This is a genomic window from Microcystis sp. M53598_WE2 (genome assembly GCF_030067735.1).
GTDB classification, from domain to species: Bacteria; Cyanobacteriota; Cyanobacteriia; order Cyanobacteriales; family Microcystaceae; genus Microcystis; species Microcystis aeruginosa.
Genome location: NZ_JASJFE010000281.1, coordinates 1 through 15681, shown reverse-complemented (window position 1 = coordinate 15681; position 15681 = coordinate 1). Strand labels below are relative to the sequence as shown.

At 44.9% G+C, this 15681-nt stretch carries 14 protein-coding genes and 1 tRNA gene; 7 read left to right on the top strand and 8 right to left on the bottom strand.

From position 1 onward, the window contains the following. Positions 1-260 precede the first annotated feature (260 nt). A complete protein-coding gene (locus tag PX636_RS06070) occupies positions 261-536 on the top strand; it encodes a hypothetical protein (protein ID WP_002795807.1) in 276 nt (91 codons plus the stop codon). A 214-nt stretch (positions 537-750) separates the two neighbouring features. Here the strand turns inward: PX636_RS06070 and PX636_RS06065 are convergent. Beyond that, positions 751-824, bottom strand: a tRNA-Arg gene (locus tag PX636_RS06065). A 104-nt stretch (positions 825-928) separates the two neighbouring features. Next, positions 929-1120, bottom strand: a complete 192-nt coding sequence (locus PX636_RS06060; protein WP_044034674.1) for a hypothetical protein — start codon at positions 1118-1120, stop codon at positions 929-931. Positions 1121-1326: 206 nt separating this feature from the next. On the opposite strand from PX636_RS06060, the gene PX636_RS06055 reads away from it, so the two are divergent. Beyond that, positions 1327-3852 (top strand): mannose-1-phosphate guanyltransferase, encoded by a 2526-nt coding sequence (locus PX636_RS06055; protein WP_012266741.1) that lies wholly within the window; start codon positions 1327-1329, stop codon positions 3850-3852. Between the two features lie 79 nt (positions 3853-3931). Here PX636_RS06055 and PX636_RS06050 read toward each other — a convergent pair whose 3' ends face one another. Continuing rightward, positions 3932-5314 (bottom strand): flavin monoamine oxidase family protein, encoded by a 1383-nt coding sequence (locus tag PX636_RS06050; protein WP_288116495.1) that lies wholly within the window; start codon positions 5312-5314, stop codon positions 3932-3934. A 109-nt stretch (positions 5315-5423) separates the two neighbouring features. Here PX636_RS06050 and PX636_RS06045 point away from each other — a divergent pair, with 109 nt between their 5' ends. After that, positions 5424-6272 (top strand): M28 family metallopeptidase, encoded by an 849-nt coding sequence (locus PX636_RS06045; RefSeq protein WP_288116494.1) that lies wholly within the window; start codon positions 5424-5426, stop codon positions 6270-6272. Positions 6273-6506: 234 nt separating this feature from the next. Here the strand turns inward: PX636_RS06045 and PX636_RS06040 are convergent, their stop codons facing one another. The 5 genes from PX636_RS06040 to PX636_RS06020 form a co-directional block, all read right to left on the bottom strand. Continuing rightward, positions 6507-6923: a putative toxin-antitoxin system toxin component, PIN family gene (locus PX636_RS06040; RefSeq protein WP_012266738.1), complete on the bottom strand. Its 417-nt coding sequence runs from the start codon at positions 6921-6923 to the stop codon at positions 6507-6509. Then, complete coding sequence (locus PX636_RS06035; RefSeq protein WP_002743252.1) at positions 6913-7149, bottom strand: hypothetical protein; 237 nt, start codon at positions 7147-7149, stop codon at positions 6913-6915. Before PX636_RS06035 ends, PX636_RS06040 begins: the two co-directional genes overlap by 11 nt. A 261-nt stretch (positions 7150-7410) precedes the next feature. Next, positions 7411-7923, bottom strand: coding sequence for a hypothetical protein (locus PX636_RS06030; RefSeq protein ID WP_288116493.1), 513 nt, complete (start codon positions 7921-7923; stop codon positions 7411-7413). A 202-nt stretch (positions 7924-8125) separates the two neighbouring features. Next, positions 8126-8818: a helix-turn-helix domain-containing protein gene (locus PX636_RS06025; protein WP_061433420.1), complete on the bottom strand. Its 693-nt coding sequence runs from the start codon at positions 8816-8818 to the stop codon at positions 8126-8128. 13 nt (positions 8819-8831) lie between these two features. Further along, a complete protein-coding gene (locus PX636_RS06020) occupies positions 8832-9113 on the bottom strand; it encodes a ParB N-terminal domain-containing protein (protein WP_041804185.1) in 282 nt (93 codons plus the stop codon). A 115-nt stretch (positions 9114-9228) separates the two neighbouring features. Between PX636_RS06020 and PX636_RS06015 the strand changes: the two genes are divergently transcribed. The 4 genes from PX636_RS06015 to PX636_RS06000 all read left to right on the top strand — a co-directional run bounded on the left by PX636_RS06015 (position 9229) and on the right by PX636_RS06000 (position 15455). Further along, positions 9229-10992, top strand: a complete 1764-nt coding sequence (locus tag PX636_RS06015) for an SWIM zinc finger family protein (RefSeq protein WP_288116492.1) — start codon at positions 9229-9231, stop codon at positions 10990-10992. Positions 10993-11283: 291 nt separating this feature from the next. After that, positions 11284-13395 (top strand): bifunctional arginine dihydrolase/ornithine cyclodeaminase, encoded by a 2112-nt coding sequence (gene argZ, locus PX636_RS06010; RefSeq protein ID WP_288116491.1) that lies wholly within the window; start codon positions 11284-11286, stop codon positions 13393-13395. A gap of 147 nt (positions 13396-13542) precedes the next feature. Beyond that, on the top strand, positions 13543-13929 hold the full coding sequence (locus PX636_RS06005) for a Pepco domain-containing protein (protein ID WP_069474594.1): 387 nt from the start codon (positions 13543-13545) through the stop codon (positions 13927-13929). Continuing rightward, positions 13929-15455: a GUN4 domain-containing protein gene (locus PX636_RS06000; RefSeq protein ID WP_288116490.1), complete on the top strand. Its 1527-nt coding sequence runs from the start codon at positions 13929-13931 to the stop codon at positions 15453-15455. Before PX636_RS06005 ends, PX636_RS06000 begins: the two co-directional genes overlap by 1 nt. Positions 15456-15681 lie beyond the last annotated feature (226 nt).

Below are 15681 nucleotides of genomic sequence, written 5' to 3'. Positions count from 1 at the left end.
ATCTACGTTTAAGAAGGCTTTGGTATCAAGTTAAGGGCAGAATGAGAAGATAAATAGCAGTGATCAGTTATCAGTGATCAGTTTTAAGTTTTGAGTGATACTAAATCCGGTTATTAAAAACTGGTTATTTATTCCCCCTTTTGCCTTTTGCCGTTCGCCTGTCCTGATATATAGCCTATACTCAACGGATTTAGTATTATTCCGCCATCCGACGGGCATCGGTGGGGGACAAGAAATTAGTCTATTAGGAGTTTACCAAAATGTCAGAAGACAGATTAGAGCGGATCGAGAAAATAGTGGAATCGAACGCTCGCGCTATTCAAGCCCTAGCTGATGCCGTCGCTAGTGACCGCGAAGAACGGAAACAGGAGAAAAAAGGGCTTTACGATTACCTAGCTCGAATAGCAAGCGCACAATCAGATTTTTATGAGACTCAAGCCGATTTTTACCGGCATCTAGAGAGAATGGATGATCGACACGCTCAAATGATTGAAATCATCCGACAGATTAACGAGAACAGAAGCGATCAAGCCTAACCTCTAGAAGTTGCCCGTAGCCGTGCCTACGGGCTTAATTAAGCCCGTAGATATTTTGATAATGAACGCTATAGCAGTTTTCATCAGAATGAGGCATGGGCAAGGAGCTTAAGTCCTTTGTTGGCAAAACTGGTCGATACCTCAATAACGTGAAAAGCGCTATAAATAGCAGTTTCCCGGTCTCTTTTCACTGTTTACTGTTCACTGAAAAAGGCGGGATCGGCCGGGATCGAACCGGCGGCCTAGTGCTTAGGAGGCACTCGCTCTATCCAACTGAGCTACGACCCCTTTTTTCCCTAACCATGATAAGCCATCCATGGCTAAACTGTTGATTGCCATCGACACCCAGCTACTTTCTGTTTTATGGCCACAACCTTGGCAGTATGTTAATTTTATTTGCCCTTGAGGGCTTTTTTAAAATTCTTGCGATAGGCGGGATTAACAGCCAACAGAAGCGGCCAGAACAGTGTTAGAGCTAAACGATTGGGTAAACTGGAACTAAAATTAGTGCTTCTGTATCCATTCCAGAATTTCCAACCACCGGCACCATAAACAATTATTAAGATAAAAACAACGAGTCTCATGCCATCTCATCCTTAGATTTAGACAATTCACATCTCCTATTTTAAGCTTTGGTTTTGCTGGCCTGGGAAAAGAAAATATTGTTCTGAATCCGGGAGACAGTGTTAGAATGCCGGTTAGGAACTAGCTCGATCGAGATAGGAAAACTAAAGCCATAATTTGCAAAAACTATTTAAAAACGGCGAAAAGATAGCCTTGGGAGGAAGTTATGCGAGCGGTACTAATGGCAGGTGGTTCAGGGACAAGATTACGTCCGCTTACTTGTGATCTTCCCAAACCGATGGTTCCGATTCTCAACCGTCCGATCGCCGAACATATTATTAATTTACTGCGAAAGCATGACATTACCGAAATTATCACCACCCTGCACTATCTCCCCGATGTCATGCGCGACTACTTTCAAGACGGCAGCGACTTTGGGGTAAAAATCACCTACGCTGTGGAGGAGGATCAACCCCTAGGCACCGCAGGATGTGTGAAAAATATTGCCGAATGGTTAGATGATACCTTTCTGGTGATTAGTGGCGATAGTATCACCGATTTTGACCTGCAAAAAGCGATCGCATTCCATAAAAGTAAAAACTCGAAAGCAACCCTCGTCCTGACGCGGGTTGCCAATCCGATCGAATTTGGGGTAGTGATTACCGACAAAGAAGGCAGAATTCGCCGTTTTATCGAAAAACCATCCACCAGCGAGATTTTTTCCGATACTGTCAACACCGGAACCTATATTCTCGAACCAGAAGTCCTTGATTATCTCCCCTACAAAGAAGAAGCCGACTTTTCTAAAGATTTGTTTCCGCTGCTGCTGCAAAGGGGCGAACCTATGTATGGTTATGTGGCCGATGGTTATTGGTGCGATGTCGGTCATCTGGAGGCCTACCGAGAAGCGCAATACGACGCTTTATCCGGCAAAGTTAACCTAGAATTTCCCTATCGAGAAAAATCCCCCGGGGTGTGGGTCGGTACTAATACCTATATCGATCCTAGCGCCCACATTGAGGCCCCGGCCATGATCGGCAATCATTGCCGCGTTGGTGCAAATGTTCTGATCGAGAGGGGTTCGGTTATCGGCGATAATGTCACCATCGGTGCTGGTTCCGATCTGAAACGTCCCATCCTCTGGAATGGTGTGGTGATCGGGGATGAGGTCAATTTAGCCGCTTGTACGATCGCTAGGGGAACCAGAATCGATCGACGGGCCCAGGTACACGAAGGTGCGGTGATCGGACAATTATCGATCGTGGGAGAAGAAGCGCAGATCAATTCCGGGGTCAGAGTCTGGCCGAGTAAACAGATCGAATCGGGAGCCATCCTCAATATTAACCTGATTTGGGGAAATACTGCCCATAAAAACCTCTTTGGTCAACGAGGAGTATCGGGCCTCGCTAACATCGATATCACGCCCGAATTCGCCGTTAAACTGGGGGCATCCTACGGTTCCATTCTGAAACCGGGGTCAACGGTAATCGTCTCCCGGGATCAACGTAGTGTCTCGCGCATGGTCAGTCGATCGCTGATTGCCGGTTTAATGTCCGTGGGAGTTAATATCCAAAACCTACAAGCGAATGCTTTACCGATTTCCAGGACTTTAGTGGCTAAATTAAACGTAGTCGGTGGCATTCACGTTCGTATTCATCCCGATCGCCCGGATTTTCTCTTAATCGAGTTTTTAGACGAAAAAGGGATTAATGTTTCCAAAGCGAGGGAAAAGAAAATCGAAGGGGCCTATTTCAAAGAAGATCTGCGACGGGTGGGAATGCAGGAAATCGGCAGTATGTCCTATCCGGCTGATATTCTCGATAATTACCGCAAAACCTTTGAAACTCAGCTAAATGTAGAGGCTATTCGCAATAGTGGTTCCAAAATCGTCATTGATTACGCCTACGGAGTCTCAGGGGCAATTTTACCAGAATTACTGGCCAAATTTGGCTGTGATGCCGTGGTTCTCAATGCCAGTTTACGTCAGAATGCCCTTTCCATGCAGGAAAGAGAGTTACTGATCCATCAATTGGGCCATGTGGTGGAGGCCCTGAAAGCGAACTTAGGGGTACAGGTTTCGGCCAACGGGGAACAATTAGTCCTCGTCGATGAGAGTGGTTTATCGATTCGCGGGGAACAATTAACTGCTCTAATGGTGAATACAATTCTGACCGCCCATCCTCGCGGTACAGTGGTAGTGCCGGTTCATGCTTCTAGTGCCGTGGAACAGATCGCACGTCGTCACGATGGCCGGGTGGTGCGGACAAAAGCCAGTCCTAGCGCTTTAATGGAAGGATGTCAAACCAATCCTAATGTGGTTTTAGGAGGCTCTGGGCAAACTGGCTTTATTTTTCCGCAATTACATCCCGGTTTCGATGCCATGTTCAGCGTGGCGAAACTTTTGGAGATGTTAACCATTCAGGAACGTTCTCTAGCTCAGGTGCGGGCCGAGTTACCGCGCATTTACAATAAGAATACGGCGGTGCGTTGTCCTTGGAAAGTCAAGGGATCCTTGATGCGCTATCTGGTGGAAACTCACGCTACCGATAATCTAGAGTTGATCGATGGAGTCAAGGTGATTAATCCCCTTAATGATGACTGGGTATTGATTTTACCCGATGCCGGAGAACCTTTAGTGCATATCTATGCTAACAGTGAGCAGCGGGAATGGGTCGATCGGACAATTAAAGAATATCGTCATCGTGTCCAATATTTCGTCGAACATTACCAGGGCGAAATAGTGATGATTTAGGATTTTTATGCCCTATTATCCACGAAAATTGACTATGATGACTTTTTTGGACTAAAAGGTGGCGTAGCCCTGTAGATGCTCATTTTTCCCGCAAAAGGAAGGCGATTCGATCGGCCGCTGCCTCACCGGTGCGGATCGCTCCCTCAAAAAATCCCGGCCAGCGATCAGCCATTTCTGTGCCGGCCCAGTGAATCGGTCCGACGGGAGTAAAAAGAGCCTCGCCGAAACTTGTCCAGACTCCGGGGGGCATAAAAGCGGAATATGCGCCACCAGTCCAGGGATCCCCGGGCCAATCCACCTCATCGTAACTGATCGGGAAAAGGGCCTCTTGACCGAAATAAATAGCTAAATCCGAGAGGACGGCGGCACGGCGCGCCGGACTACTCATCGAGCGCCAACGACTATAGCGATCGCCAACCACAAAGGTGGCGATTACCCCGACGCCGGTTTCGGGATCGGAACTATCAGCACAGAGTTCCAACCATTGACAATTCCCCTGAGCAACTCCCGCTAGTCCCTGTTTTCGCCAGAAAGGTTGCTCGTAGGAAATCAGGATTTTAGCGCAGCATCCCATCGGTACTCGTTGGGTTAGTTGTTCTCGCTGGGGTGGCAGCGGGGGATGATAAATAATGCGGCCGGCAAGATGGGGCGGCATGGCAATGATGGCAAATTTGGCGGTAAAAGTGTTCTGGCTGGTTTCTACGGTCACGCCGGCCGAGTCGTAATTAAGGCGAAAAACCGGTTCCCCCAGTCGAATTCGCTCTCCTAACTCCGCCGCGATCTTGTCGGGAATTTGTCCCGCTCCGCCATGGATCAGTTCGGCTTCTGGATGTTCGGCCTGAGGGGCGCAATTTTGTCCCCAAAGAACGTGCAGTAGTGAGACTTGGTTGGGTTCGGCCGGCCCGAGAAAACCCACTGCACGCGCCATATAAGCAAAATACCATTGACCAAAATCTGTGCTGGTGTTTTCTTCAATCCACTGGGCAAAAGTTTTACTGTCTAGTTTTTTGGTGTGATCGTTGCTTTGGGGATAACCTGAAGGTAGGGTTTTGGTTAGTTCTTGAAAACGCGCCCATGCTGACATCGCATCTTGCCATTCTGCCGGGCCGATATCTGGTGCTTCTCCCTCGTGGAAACCTTGAAAAAAACCATTGAATTCATAGCGTTTGTTGTTAAAGACTAGGACGGTTTTTCCCTGATTGGGAGAGGGAAAACGACGTATTTTATACTCGTCGAGGAGAGCTAAAAAACGCTCTTGGGTTGGACCCACCCACTGACCACCTCGATCGATCCACTGTCCGGAGGGGAGATATTGACCAGACATTCTACCACCGTAACGATTTCGCGCTTCGATCACCAGAACTTGATGACCTCGCCTCTGGAGATTACGCGCGGCGATTAATCCCGCTAATCCCGCCCCGACAACGATACAATCATAGCTAGTCCACTGGAGATTTGTCATGATTTTAGCTCCACAGAATATTTTATAATTAACAATTATTATTCTCCCCGATTTTTCCCTCAGTTTCTCTATCCATTGGCTCTTTTGATTAAATTATCTGCTGCTATCAATGTTTGATCTTCTTAGCGATCGCTTAAGCCAACACCTAGAACAAATTGTCCGAGAAAGAAACCCTTTTTTCTCTAGTCAAGGACATTTTTATGTGCGAGAATACCTGCGGCAAGAGTTAGGCAATTGGGGAAAAGTTGAATCACATTTTTTCTCATTTCAGGGAAAAGTTTACGAAAATTTAATCTTGGATTTGCCTAACAACAGTCAAAAACCTCCGATTTTAATTGGCGCTCATTATGACACGGTGCCGGGGTCGCCGGGGGCTGACGATAACGCCACGGGATTAGCGGTATTATTAGAATTAGCGAGGTTTTTTGGGGAGAATCAGGCTAATTATCCAATTCGTTTAATTGCCTTCGATCTAGAAGAATACGGATTACTGGGGAGCATTGCCTACGCAGAAAAATTAAAACAAACTAAGCAGGATTTAAGGTTAATGTTATCCTTAGAAATGCTCGGTTACTGTGATAAAAATCCCCATTCCCAAAAATATCCAGCTTTTCTAGAATATTTTTACCCCAACACTGGGGATTTTATCGCTTTGATTGGCAATCTCAAAACCCGCAAGGATTTAATTTTTCTCAGTCGAGTCCTGCGAGAAAATCAGACTCCCTGCGAGTGGTTGCCGGTAATTTTTGGAGGTTATATCGTCCCCGATACTCGACGCAGCGATCATTCTCCTTTTTGGAGTCGCGGTTATTCGGCAATTATGGTGACAGATACGGCTAATATGCGTAATCCCTATTATCATAGTTATCGGGATACAATCGCTACTTTAGACTTAAATTTCCTAACAAGAGTCTGTCAAGGTCTTTGTTTTGGATTGCAATCTTTACCGATGAGATAAAAGTTAGCGTTAGCGTAACGCACCAATCCCAGTTAGAAACCCAACATTATTGACGACATTGGTGTGGTTGGGTTTTGCTCAAGCGTCGCTAATATTTGACAGACAAAAGTTATTATTGCTCAACCCAACCTACTGCTTAAGTCACTTGTCTTGGCAAAATTAAAGTCTATCCCGTGTTTTTCCATATCGATGTTGTTCTTTCGATCATCTCACTCAAACTGGATTTTTTGTACTTCACCGCCGAACAATTTTTAAAAATTCCCTTGGTGTAACGATCTCTGTTTTCCCATAGCGTTGCAGTATAAGCAAATCATTGTCACCAGTAATGAGATAGCGTGCTTCCCCACTGGTTGCCAGATTTAGGAATTTATTATCGTCTCGATCTCGGCAAATTTCAGTGTGGTCAGTAGGTCTAATCAGCAGCGAAATTTCCAAAATTCTTACTAGCAGTTGTCGGCGCTGCTCCAGTGTAATGTACCTCTCGAACTTTGGGAGAAGAAGTTTTGTGACCAACTCGCCTATGGTTGCGGGACTTTGCAGAATAATAAAGTTATTAATCGCGTATTCTACAGCCAAAGCTGGTGTTGTCGTACTGCTTAAGGCGAAGCTTATAAAGACGTTCGTATCGATAACAATGGGTTCACGATTCATCTACTAAAAGCTCTTCCAACTTCTCATCAGTCAATCCCTGACTCTTGGCATAAGCACGAATTTCATTCACCACTTCCATCAAGGTTTGGGTGGTTTCGTCCTGTTCGTTCCCCGTCATCTCATGATTCTCGATTGTGAAATCGACACACGCATGAGCGGACAAACCTAACTGCTCGATCGCTGTGGGGATTTCGCTAATTTTAACGTTTCGGATCGTTGCTTTCATATTTTCAAAGTAGCACAGATACAAATTGAGTTATTATTCTTCAGCTTGTAGGTTGGGTTGAGCGATTTAATACTTAGGAGAAAACTGCTCAATTCAATGGTTTGAGCGAAACCCAACATTCTTGACGATATTGGTGTGGTTGGGTTTTGCTTAAGCGTCGCTAATATTTGACAGACAAAAGTTATTATTGCTCAACCCAACCTACGGCTAGGATTTTAGATTTTAGAACTGTAGGGGTGAACCTGAAAGATATGACTCGTACTAAAAGAACTGAGGTGGATCATAAAGGGCCAATTTATACTGTTCCTCTGCCGCTTTCTGCTGATAATAGTTAAATTCTATCATTGCCTCTTCGTGTTCTCTTTTTTGTAGTTCTCTCAGCCATTTTTTAGTCTCTTCAAGACTTTTTATGTACTGTTCAGCTAGTTTTTTAAACTGAGGAAATATAGTTGCAAGTTTTTTAAGTTCCGACTCTCGACCATCTCGTGAAACAAGGTTAGAAACATACTTATCAAATACATCTTTAAACTCAGGCAAAGTAGCAACAAAATCTTTTAACCTGTCCATTGTATCATAACTAAAACCGAGACTCTTAGGAAAAACGGTGGAAATCCACTTACTAATCGCAAACCGAAAATCTGGGTACTTATCTAGGAGCATCCTAACATCGGCAACAGATAAACCTCCGTCAAGCATCTGTAACCATTGCTGGCGAACAGAATTCCGTTGAACAGGATCAGTAATGTGGTCAAAACAGTCATCGTAGTATGACATATTTTTTTCTCCGAATCACTCATAATCTCATTTTAACCGTTCAGGGGGCGGTTATCAAGCCGCCATTAGTTTTGTAATGGGGATTTATGTCCCGCTCCAAAAACTTTTCGTCTTAAGGCGAGGTTTTAGACCCAATTTTTTCGATAAAAGCAGACCACGGGGGAATTTTTCACAGCACTAAAGCTCTGGAAGAATTATCACTTTAAGCGGTGACATTTTCTGTTTCTGCTGGTTGAATTTCCGGCATTTCTACTTTAATTAAACTCACTCTAGCACGATAAAGTAGTTTTTCCCCATGACGATAGCCCCGATAACGAACTAGAACGGGTGTACCGATTGCTGCTTGACCATCGATCAATTGATGGATTTGCGGATCATAACTCACATGATCACCGACACTGTCAATTGGTTGCACTCCCCAGCGCTCCAGTAACTGCATAATCGGTTTAACTAGGGAGAGGATTTTGACGGCTGCTAGGTCGGGATTTTTGCGGGCAACGGCCTCGGCCGTGGGCCATTGAACTAACCAAGATTCGATCGCTTCGATGCTTTGACGTTGAAATTCTGCGGCTAATTCTTCTTTTTGCTTGTCTAATTTTTGCTGTAAATTCTGATACTCTTGTTCGAGAATTTTTGATTCCCCTGAACGATCCTCTGTCCCCATCGTCGGGATTTGAAAATGAGCGAGAAGATCGCTAACTGGCAGCTGCAGCGCATTAGCTAATTTCACCAAAGATTCAGAGGATAATTTGGCGATTAAACCATGGCGAACTCTCTGCAATTGCCAAGAAGATAGACCCGATAACCGACTCAATTCTTCCAGATTTTTACAGCCAATTTCTGCCATTAACTGCTCTAATTTTTGCCGATGATATTTATATAAGGACTCATTCATGGGACTTCTCAGCTTAAGCGATGTGTTTAGCTAAAACGGATTTAGGGGCGCGACGAACTCGACAGAGAATTGTTTCTTTACCGAGACGCTGATGAGCGGCAAAGCGATGGCAACCGGAAAAACCGTAGTAGTTACCATCCACCTCCAAAACATCGATCGGTTCTCGTAATCCCTCCTCAGCGATCGATTGCATCAACTGATTAACTTTTTCGGGATCGGTTTGTCGCGGTAAAGGACGACGAATTTGGGACAGAGGAATGTTTTTAATTTCCATACTGTCTTTACTATAGCACATTTAGGCTAAACTGAAGATAAGTTGACTCGGTTGCTGATGCAGTGGTCTGTCTCGGTGCTGGCAGTTTTCTTGACACAGACAAGATTTTATCACCCAATCCTCTCCTTTTCTGACTATGACTATTCCTCCTATCAATGAAAAAATTATCCGGCAAAATAGCACCAATGCTTCCTATCAGCGCGGTCAATATTATTACGATAGCGGTGCAGTTATTTCTCTTTGGCAACGGGGGCAAAATCTACAAGCTTTAGTGAGTGGTAGTGAGGTTAAACCCTATCGAGTTGCCATGGATTTTAACCAAGATAATCTTGAGAATGTCTCCTGTTCCTGTCCCTACGATTACGAGGGTTGGTGTAAGCATATTGTGGCGGTTTTATTAACCTGTTCTCGTCAACCAGAATTAATTATTAAAAAAGCCTCCCTAGAGGAGTTATTGACACCAATCGATGAAAGTAAATTAAGAAAATTACTTAATCATTTAGTGGCTAAACACCCAGAAATTATCGAGACAATTGATAAGTTTTTATTGCCAGCTACCCCAGTTAATAAAGCGGGAGGGAAGATAACTATTAATGTCAAAGCTTATCGTAATACTGTCCGTAATGAACTGCGGCAATCCCTGCGAGCGATCGAAGAAGATTACTACGAAGAAGATCCAATTTCTAATGAAATTTATGCCCTAGTGGATGAGTCCCAAGATTATTATCAAAAGGGAGAACCGGATAATGCGATCGCTATTTTAGAAGCAATTATTAGCGCCTGTATCGAGGAATGGGATAATTTAGAAGATTACGGTGCTGTCAATGATGATTTAAGTGCCAGAATCGATCGAGTTTTAACTGGGGCAATTTTAAGTAAAGAATTTAATCCCCAAGAAAAGCAAGATTTAAGGGAAAAAATGGAGCAATGGCAGCATGAATGGAGTGCCGATTTTGAGATGAGTTTAGCGGCCTTACAACAGGGATGGGACGATCCAGTTTTAGAGAAGATTTTACGGGGAGAATCGGCTAATTTTTCAGAAATGTGGTCAGGGAATATCCCCAATTATGCCCAAACATTGACTTCTATTCGCTTAGAAATTTTCGAGCAGCAGGAAAAAGATCAGGAGTATTTGAATCTAGCTTTAGCTTCAGGACAAGTGGTAGAATACCTAACTAAGTTAGTCTATCTTGATCGCATTGACGAAGCGATTGCATCGGCAAAAAACATGATAACTAAAAACGATGAAGCCTTCTTTTTTGCCAAAGCTTTACGGGATGAATCCGCACCAGAATCCGCTCTCATAATTGCTCGAACTGGTCTAAATTTTCCAGGTAATTATTATTATCAATTAGCTCTCTGGACAAGTGAACTAGCGCAATCTTTAGGGGATATAGATATAGCTTTGGCTGCTAGAATTAAGGCATTTCAAGACCAACCTTCCTTTTCCCATTACCAAAAAATTGAGTCTTTAGCGGGGGAAGATTGGCCCGATTTAAAATTAGACTTGTTAGATTACTTGCGCGAGTTTAGCGGTGGACGTTCCACAGAGGCTAAAATTGATATATTTCTCCACGAAAATTTAGTTAGAGATGCAATTAAAGTCGTTTCTGATAATTCCTATGTGCAGTCTCACCTAATTTGGCGGATAATGGATGCGGCTGCTACCGTCGATCCTAACTGGGTGATCGATCACGCACGTCCTCCTGCGGAAAAGATACTCGACGAAAAAAAGGCTGATCGCTACGAAGAAGCGATTAAATGGCTAAAAAAAGCTCGTAATGCCTTTTATATGTCGGGAAGACGGGAAGAATGGCAAACTTATCGAGAAAGTTTAATTAAGGAACACGGACGCAAATCGAAATTTATGGGGTTATTTAAACATCAGGATTTACAATGATTTAAGCTTCTAAGCTAAGACCCATTTTAACCGCCTATCCTTAGAGCAGCTGAATCTCCCCCACCCCCCGACATCGGGGGGGGTTGCCTCTTGCCTCATCTCCACAAGCAATTTAAATACTTAACAGCTTCCCCGTCAGTTATCGGCTAAAATCAGGCTGTTTTTAGCTTGTGGCGCAGGAATTGTCCTAATCTTAAGTCTGTGATATTTCGACGCAAAGTAGAGTATAATGGAAGATTGGTCTAAACTTATCTCCAGACTACTTATACTGAATATTCATTGTCAAAAAATATGACTGAAACTATTCGCTTTTTGATGTGTTCTCCCGATCATTACGATGTGGATTATGTGATTAATCCTTGGATGGAGGGCAACATTCACAAATCTTCCCAGGAAAAAGCTAGGCAACAATGGCAGCAGCTTTATCATGTTCTCAAAGATCGGGCGCTCGTGGATTTAGTCACACCAGAAAAAGGCTGGCCTGACATGGTTTTTACCGCTAATGCAGGTTTAGTTCTGGAAAAAATAGTCGTTCTCAGTCGCTTTTTACACAAAGAAAGACAGGGAGAAGAACCCTATTTTAAGCAGTGGTTTGAAGATAACGGTTTTACGGTTCACGAACTGCCAAAAGATTTACCCTTTGAAGGTGCAGGAGACGCACTATTAGATCGGGAAGGACGTTGGTTATGGGCAGGATATGGCTTCAGAACTGAGTTAGATTCCCACCCTTTAATCGCTAAATGGCTCGATATCGAGGTTTTATCCCTACGTTTAATCGATGAACGTTTTTATCACCTTGATACCTGTTTTTGTCCCCTTAGTGGCGGTTATCTCCTCTACTATCCTGATGCTTTTGATGCCTATTCTAATCGGTTAATTGAGTTAAAAATTCCCGAAGAAAAACGCATTATCGTTGAAGAAGCCGATGCGGTTAACTTTGCTTGTAATGCTGTGAATATCGGTGAAGTAATCGTCATGAATAAAATTAGTGACGATTTACAACATAAGTTAGCGTCAAAAGGGTTTGAAGTGGTACAAACTCCCCTGACGGAGTTCTTAAAAGCAGGGGGAGCCGCTAAATGTTTAACCCTGCGTACCACCGAACCCTTAATTCCAGACCATCACGCTAATGTCACCATTGAAAGTCGCATTCTCCAGCTAGAAGGTCATCTGCTCGACGCGGGAATTATGAATAAAGCTCTCGATGTTGTGGTAGGAAATGGGGGCAGCTTCAAGGTTTTAAACTTCACCTTAGGGATTGAGCGCCAAAGTACCTCCTCGGCCGAAGTGCGCGTTTCTGCACCCTCTCACGAGGTAATGGAGGAGATCATGGTACAATTGATCGACCTCGGTGCGGCCGCTCGTCCCCAAGAAATCTGTGATGTCAATACCGCAGTGGTGGCACAAGATGGGGTCGCTCCCGATGATTTTTATGTCAGCACCATTTATCCCACGGAAGTGCGGGTTAGCTGTGAATGGGTGCGGGTGGAAAATCAACGCATGGATGCAGCCATCGTCGTCACTGAAGGTCCGGAAGGCAAAACCGCGAAATGTACTCTGCTGCGGGATTTAAAAGCTGGCGATCGCGTTATGGTGGGAGTTGAGGGCATCCGTACTATCCGACAGGCGGAATCCAGGGAACAACGCAACAGCACCCAGGAATTTACCTTTATGGGTGCGGGGGTTTCCAGCGAGCGCCGAGTCGAGTTAACCGTCGAGCAGATTGCCTGGGAAATGCGTAAAATTCGCGACCAGGGCGGTAAAGTGGCAGTAACGGCAGGTCCGGTGGTCATTCACACTGGAGGAGCGCAACATCTCTCCCGTTTAATCCGCGATGGTTACGTTCACGCTTTACTGGGGGGAAATGCGATCGCAGTTCACGACATGGAACAGGCGATCATGGGTACTTCTTTAGGGGTAGATATGCAGAAAGGCATCCCCGTGCGCGGCGGCCATCGTCACCACCTCAAGATTATCAACCTCATCCGTCGCCACGGCAGCATCGCCAAAGCTGTATCGGCCGGGGTATTGACAAAAGGCGTAATGTATGAATGCGTCAAGAATAATGTCCCCTTCAGTTTGGCCGGTTCAATTCGCGATGATGGTCCGCTTCCGGATACGGAGATGGATTTAATTAAAGCACAGGAAGAATATTCGCGCTTGATTCAAGGTGCAGACATGATTCTCATGCTCTCTAGTATGCTCCATTCCATCGGTGTGGGCAATATGACACCGGCGGGGGTGAAAATGGTCTGTGTTGATATTAACCCGGCCGTGGTGACAAAATTAAGCGATCGAGGTTCTGTAGAATCCGTCGGTATCGTCACCGATGTGGGTTTATTCCTGAGTCTGTTAACCCAACAGTTGGATAAGTTAACCCGTCCCTTGGTAGAAACGGTTTAAAACCAATATTCTAAAACATAAAACTTATGAGCTTTGGGGGTATTTAAACCCCCTTTTTTGGGACTATTAACCCCTATCTCTATAGGTGAGTTAGCAATGGGTAACTAGAATAATAAAGGAGAACCATTGCCGAAAAACGAGAGCGCTATGCCAGAAGAAACCATTTGGATTATCACCGCAGAAGATACCCCCGTCACCCCCGATAAAGATGCCAAAGGAAACGACACCTATGACAATCCCTGGGACACGAGGAAAATTATCACCGAAGCTGCGACTCGCGGCGTAAAAGTGAGCATAGAGAAGCTAGAGACAGAACTATCCCATTTTCTCCAGCTTATCGGCAAAGTCTTCAATCAAGCACAGAAACAGGTCAACCAACAAACCGGTTTTAAACTCGATGAAGTAGAGCTTTGCGTAGAGATTACCGGAGAAGGTGAAGTAAAATTATTAGGGACGGGGATTAAGACCGGCACCAAAGGCGGATTAACCCTAAAATTCAAGCGAGACGAGAAAAACACACCGACCGCAGACTAATGGCGAACTGGGCATTTATCATCGGCATTACAGCCTATAAACAGGGACACTTTAACAAGCTAGATTGCGCCATCGAAGACGCGAAGGCTATGTTTCGCTATTGTAAAGAAGAAGCCAAGTTTGACATGGTTTTCCTCTTTACCGATGATTCTGACCCCATTAAAACGCCTAGCGGTACTTTTCTAGAAACGAAACCCACCGCCACAAATTTAAAAATCTTCCTCCATGAATTTTTCGAGTCCCCGCAGTTGGAGACGGGGGATAACTTCTGGTTTTTCTTCAGCGGCCACGGATTACGACATCAGGAACAGGATTACCTCGTTCCCCACGATGGACACTCCCAATTGCTCCCAGATACCACCATTTCTCTCACCTATCTCACCCAACGCTTACGCAAATGCGGCGCGGATAATATCATTCTGTTGTTGGACTCTTGCCGTAACGAGACGCGATTCGGCAATAAATCCACGGGAGGAAAACCCCAACAGGGAGTGATTACCATCGCTTCCTGTAGTCCGGGGGAAGAATCCTATCAAATTCCCGCTTTGGGAATGAGTTCGTTTACCTACGCGCTTCTGGAGGCTTTGCGAATTGAGGGGGAAAGGAATTGCGCGACGGTGGAGAGACTTTGTAATCATCTATTCCATCGAGTTCCGGAAATCAACCGACAATACAACAAACCCCCGCAGACTCCCCACTCCACCGTCGAACCAAACTACAAAAATCATCTGATTCTGTTACCGAAACAGGCAACCCTCGCCGATATTGGGTTACTGCGAGAGGAAGCGTTAGATTTAGAAGGGGACGGGAGACTAGAAGAAGCAAAACAGTTAATGAGGCGAGTATTAGCCTTAGACCCCACGAATCCGAAGGTTTTAAAAGTTTATGACCGGATTACCCTGAAACTAGCACAACAACCCGTCCCACCGTCCCCTAAAACGGAACCGATAAATGGCGAGTCGGCGAAAACGATAACAGAAACCCCGAAACCCGCAGCACCGAAACTGGAAGAAATCGAACTAAAAAGCGCCAAAGGAATCGATTATCGAAACTTAGAAGATTTATTAAAACGGCAGCAATGGAAGCAAGCGGACGATGAAACCGCGACAGTGATGCTACAGGTAGCTAACCGAACGAACGAAGGATGGCTACGGGTAGAGGATATCGATAATTTTCCCTGCGAGGATTTGCGAACCATTGACCAATTATGGGTTAAATATAGTGGCGGTCGCTTTGGTTTTTCCGTGCAGGCGAAAATCTACCGCGAACTCGGTGGGACGCGGGAGTATAATGAAAGAGTTTGGGACGCTTTCGGAGATAGAGTAGGCTGGCGAGTGAATAATAGCTGGATATACTACACAGATGTTACTTTTGACCTAAAAGCACCCCTAGGACACCTCCCGGCATGGGATGCAGGAAGGGAATTACCGGACGACTGGGAGAGTTTAGGGTGGATAGTTCAACTTGAAGAAGCATGGAGTGAGATACATTGTACTATTTCTCTTCTCTCGCGTGGAGACTTGTAAAATGTAACATATAAAGGTAACAGCCTCGTAGGTTGGGTTGACGCAAGGAAACCCAACAAAGAGTAACCTTTGGAGTTGTTGGGTTTCGCTTAAACAATCGAATTGAGCCATTTTCGACCCAGTATTGTTTCGCTCAACCCAACCTACAATAATTGCTTATATTAATTTCTGATTAATTGCCAATTCATTGCCGACACAAGAGTTAAAGCGATAACAATTCATTGCT

What these genes read in the sequence shown, in the direction of transcription:
- PX636_RS06070 (WP_002795807.1), top strand. Translation starts at nt 261, where the DNA reads ATGTCAGAAGACAGATTAGAGCGGATCGAGAAAATAGTGGAATCGAAC.
- PX636_RS06060 (WP_044034674.1), bottom strand. Translation starts at nt 1,120, where the DNA reads ATGAGACTCGTTGTTTTTATCTTAATAATTGTTTATGGTGCCGGTGGT.
- PX636_RS06055 (WP_012266741.1), top strand. Translation starts at nt 1,327, where the DNA reads ATGCGAGCGGTACTAATGGCAGGTGGTTCAGGGACAAGATTACGTCCG.
- PX636_RS06050 (WP_288116495.1), bottom strand. Translation starts at nt 5,314, where the DNA reads ATGACAAATCTCCAGTGGACTAGCTATGATTGTATCGTTGTCGGGGCG.
- PX636_RS06045 (WP_288116494.1), top strand. Translation starts at nt 5,424, where the DNA reads ATGTTTGATCTTCTTAGCGATCGCTTAAGCCAACACCTAGAACAAATT.
- PX636_RS06040 (WP_012266738.1), bottom strand. Translation starts at nt 6,923, where the DNA reads ATGAATCGTGAACCCATTGTTATCGATACGAACGTCTTTATAAGCTTC.
- PX636_RS06035 (WP_002743252.1), bottom strand. Translation starts at nt 7,149, where the DNA reads ATGAAAGCAACGATCCGAAACGTTAAAATTAGCGAAATCCCCACAGCG.
- PX636_RS06030 (WP_288116493.1), bottom strand. Translation starts at nt 7,923, where the DNA reads ATGTCATACTACGATGACTGTTTTGACCACATTACTGATCCTGTTCAA.
- PX636_RS06025 (WP_061433420.1), bottom strand. Translation starts at nt 8,818, where the DNA reads ATGAATGAGTCCTTATATAAATATCATCGGCAAAAATTAGAGCAGTTA.
- PX636_RS06020 (WP_041804185.1), bottom strand. Translation starts at nt 9,113, where the DNA reads ATGTGCTATAGTAAAGACAGTATGGAAATTAAAAACATTCCTCTGTCC.
- PX636_RS06015 (WP_288116492.1), top strand. Translation starts at nt 9,229, where the DNA reads ATGACTATTCCTCCTATCAATGAAAAAATTATCCGGCAAAATAGCACC.
- argZ (WP_288116491.1), top strand. Translation starts at nt 11,284, where the DNA reads ATGACTGAAACTATTCGCTTTTTGATGTGTTCTCCCGATCATTACGAT.
- PX636_RS06005 (WP_069474594.1), top strand. Translation starts at nt 13,543, where the DNA reads ATGCCAGAAGAAACCATTTGGATTATCACCGCAGAAGATACCCCCGTC.
- PX636_RS06000 (WP_288116490.1), top strand. Translation starts at nt 13,929, where the DNA reads ATGGCGAACTGGGCATTTATCATCGGCATTACAGCCTATAAACAGGGA.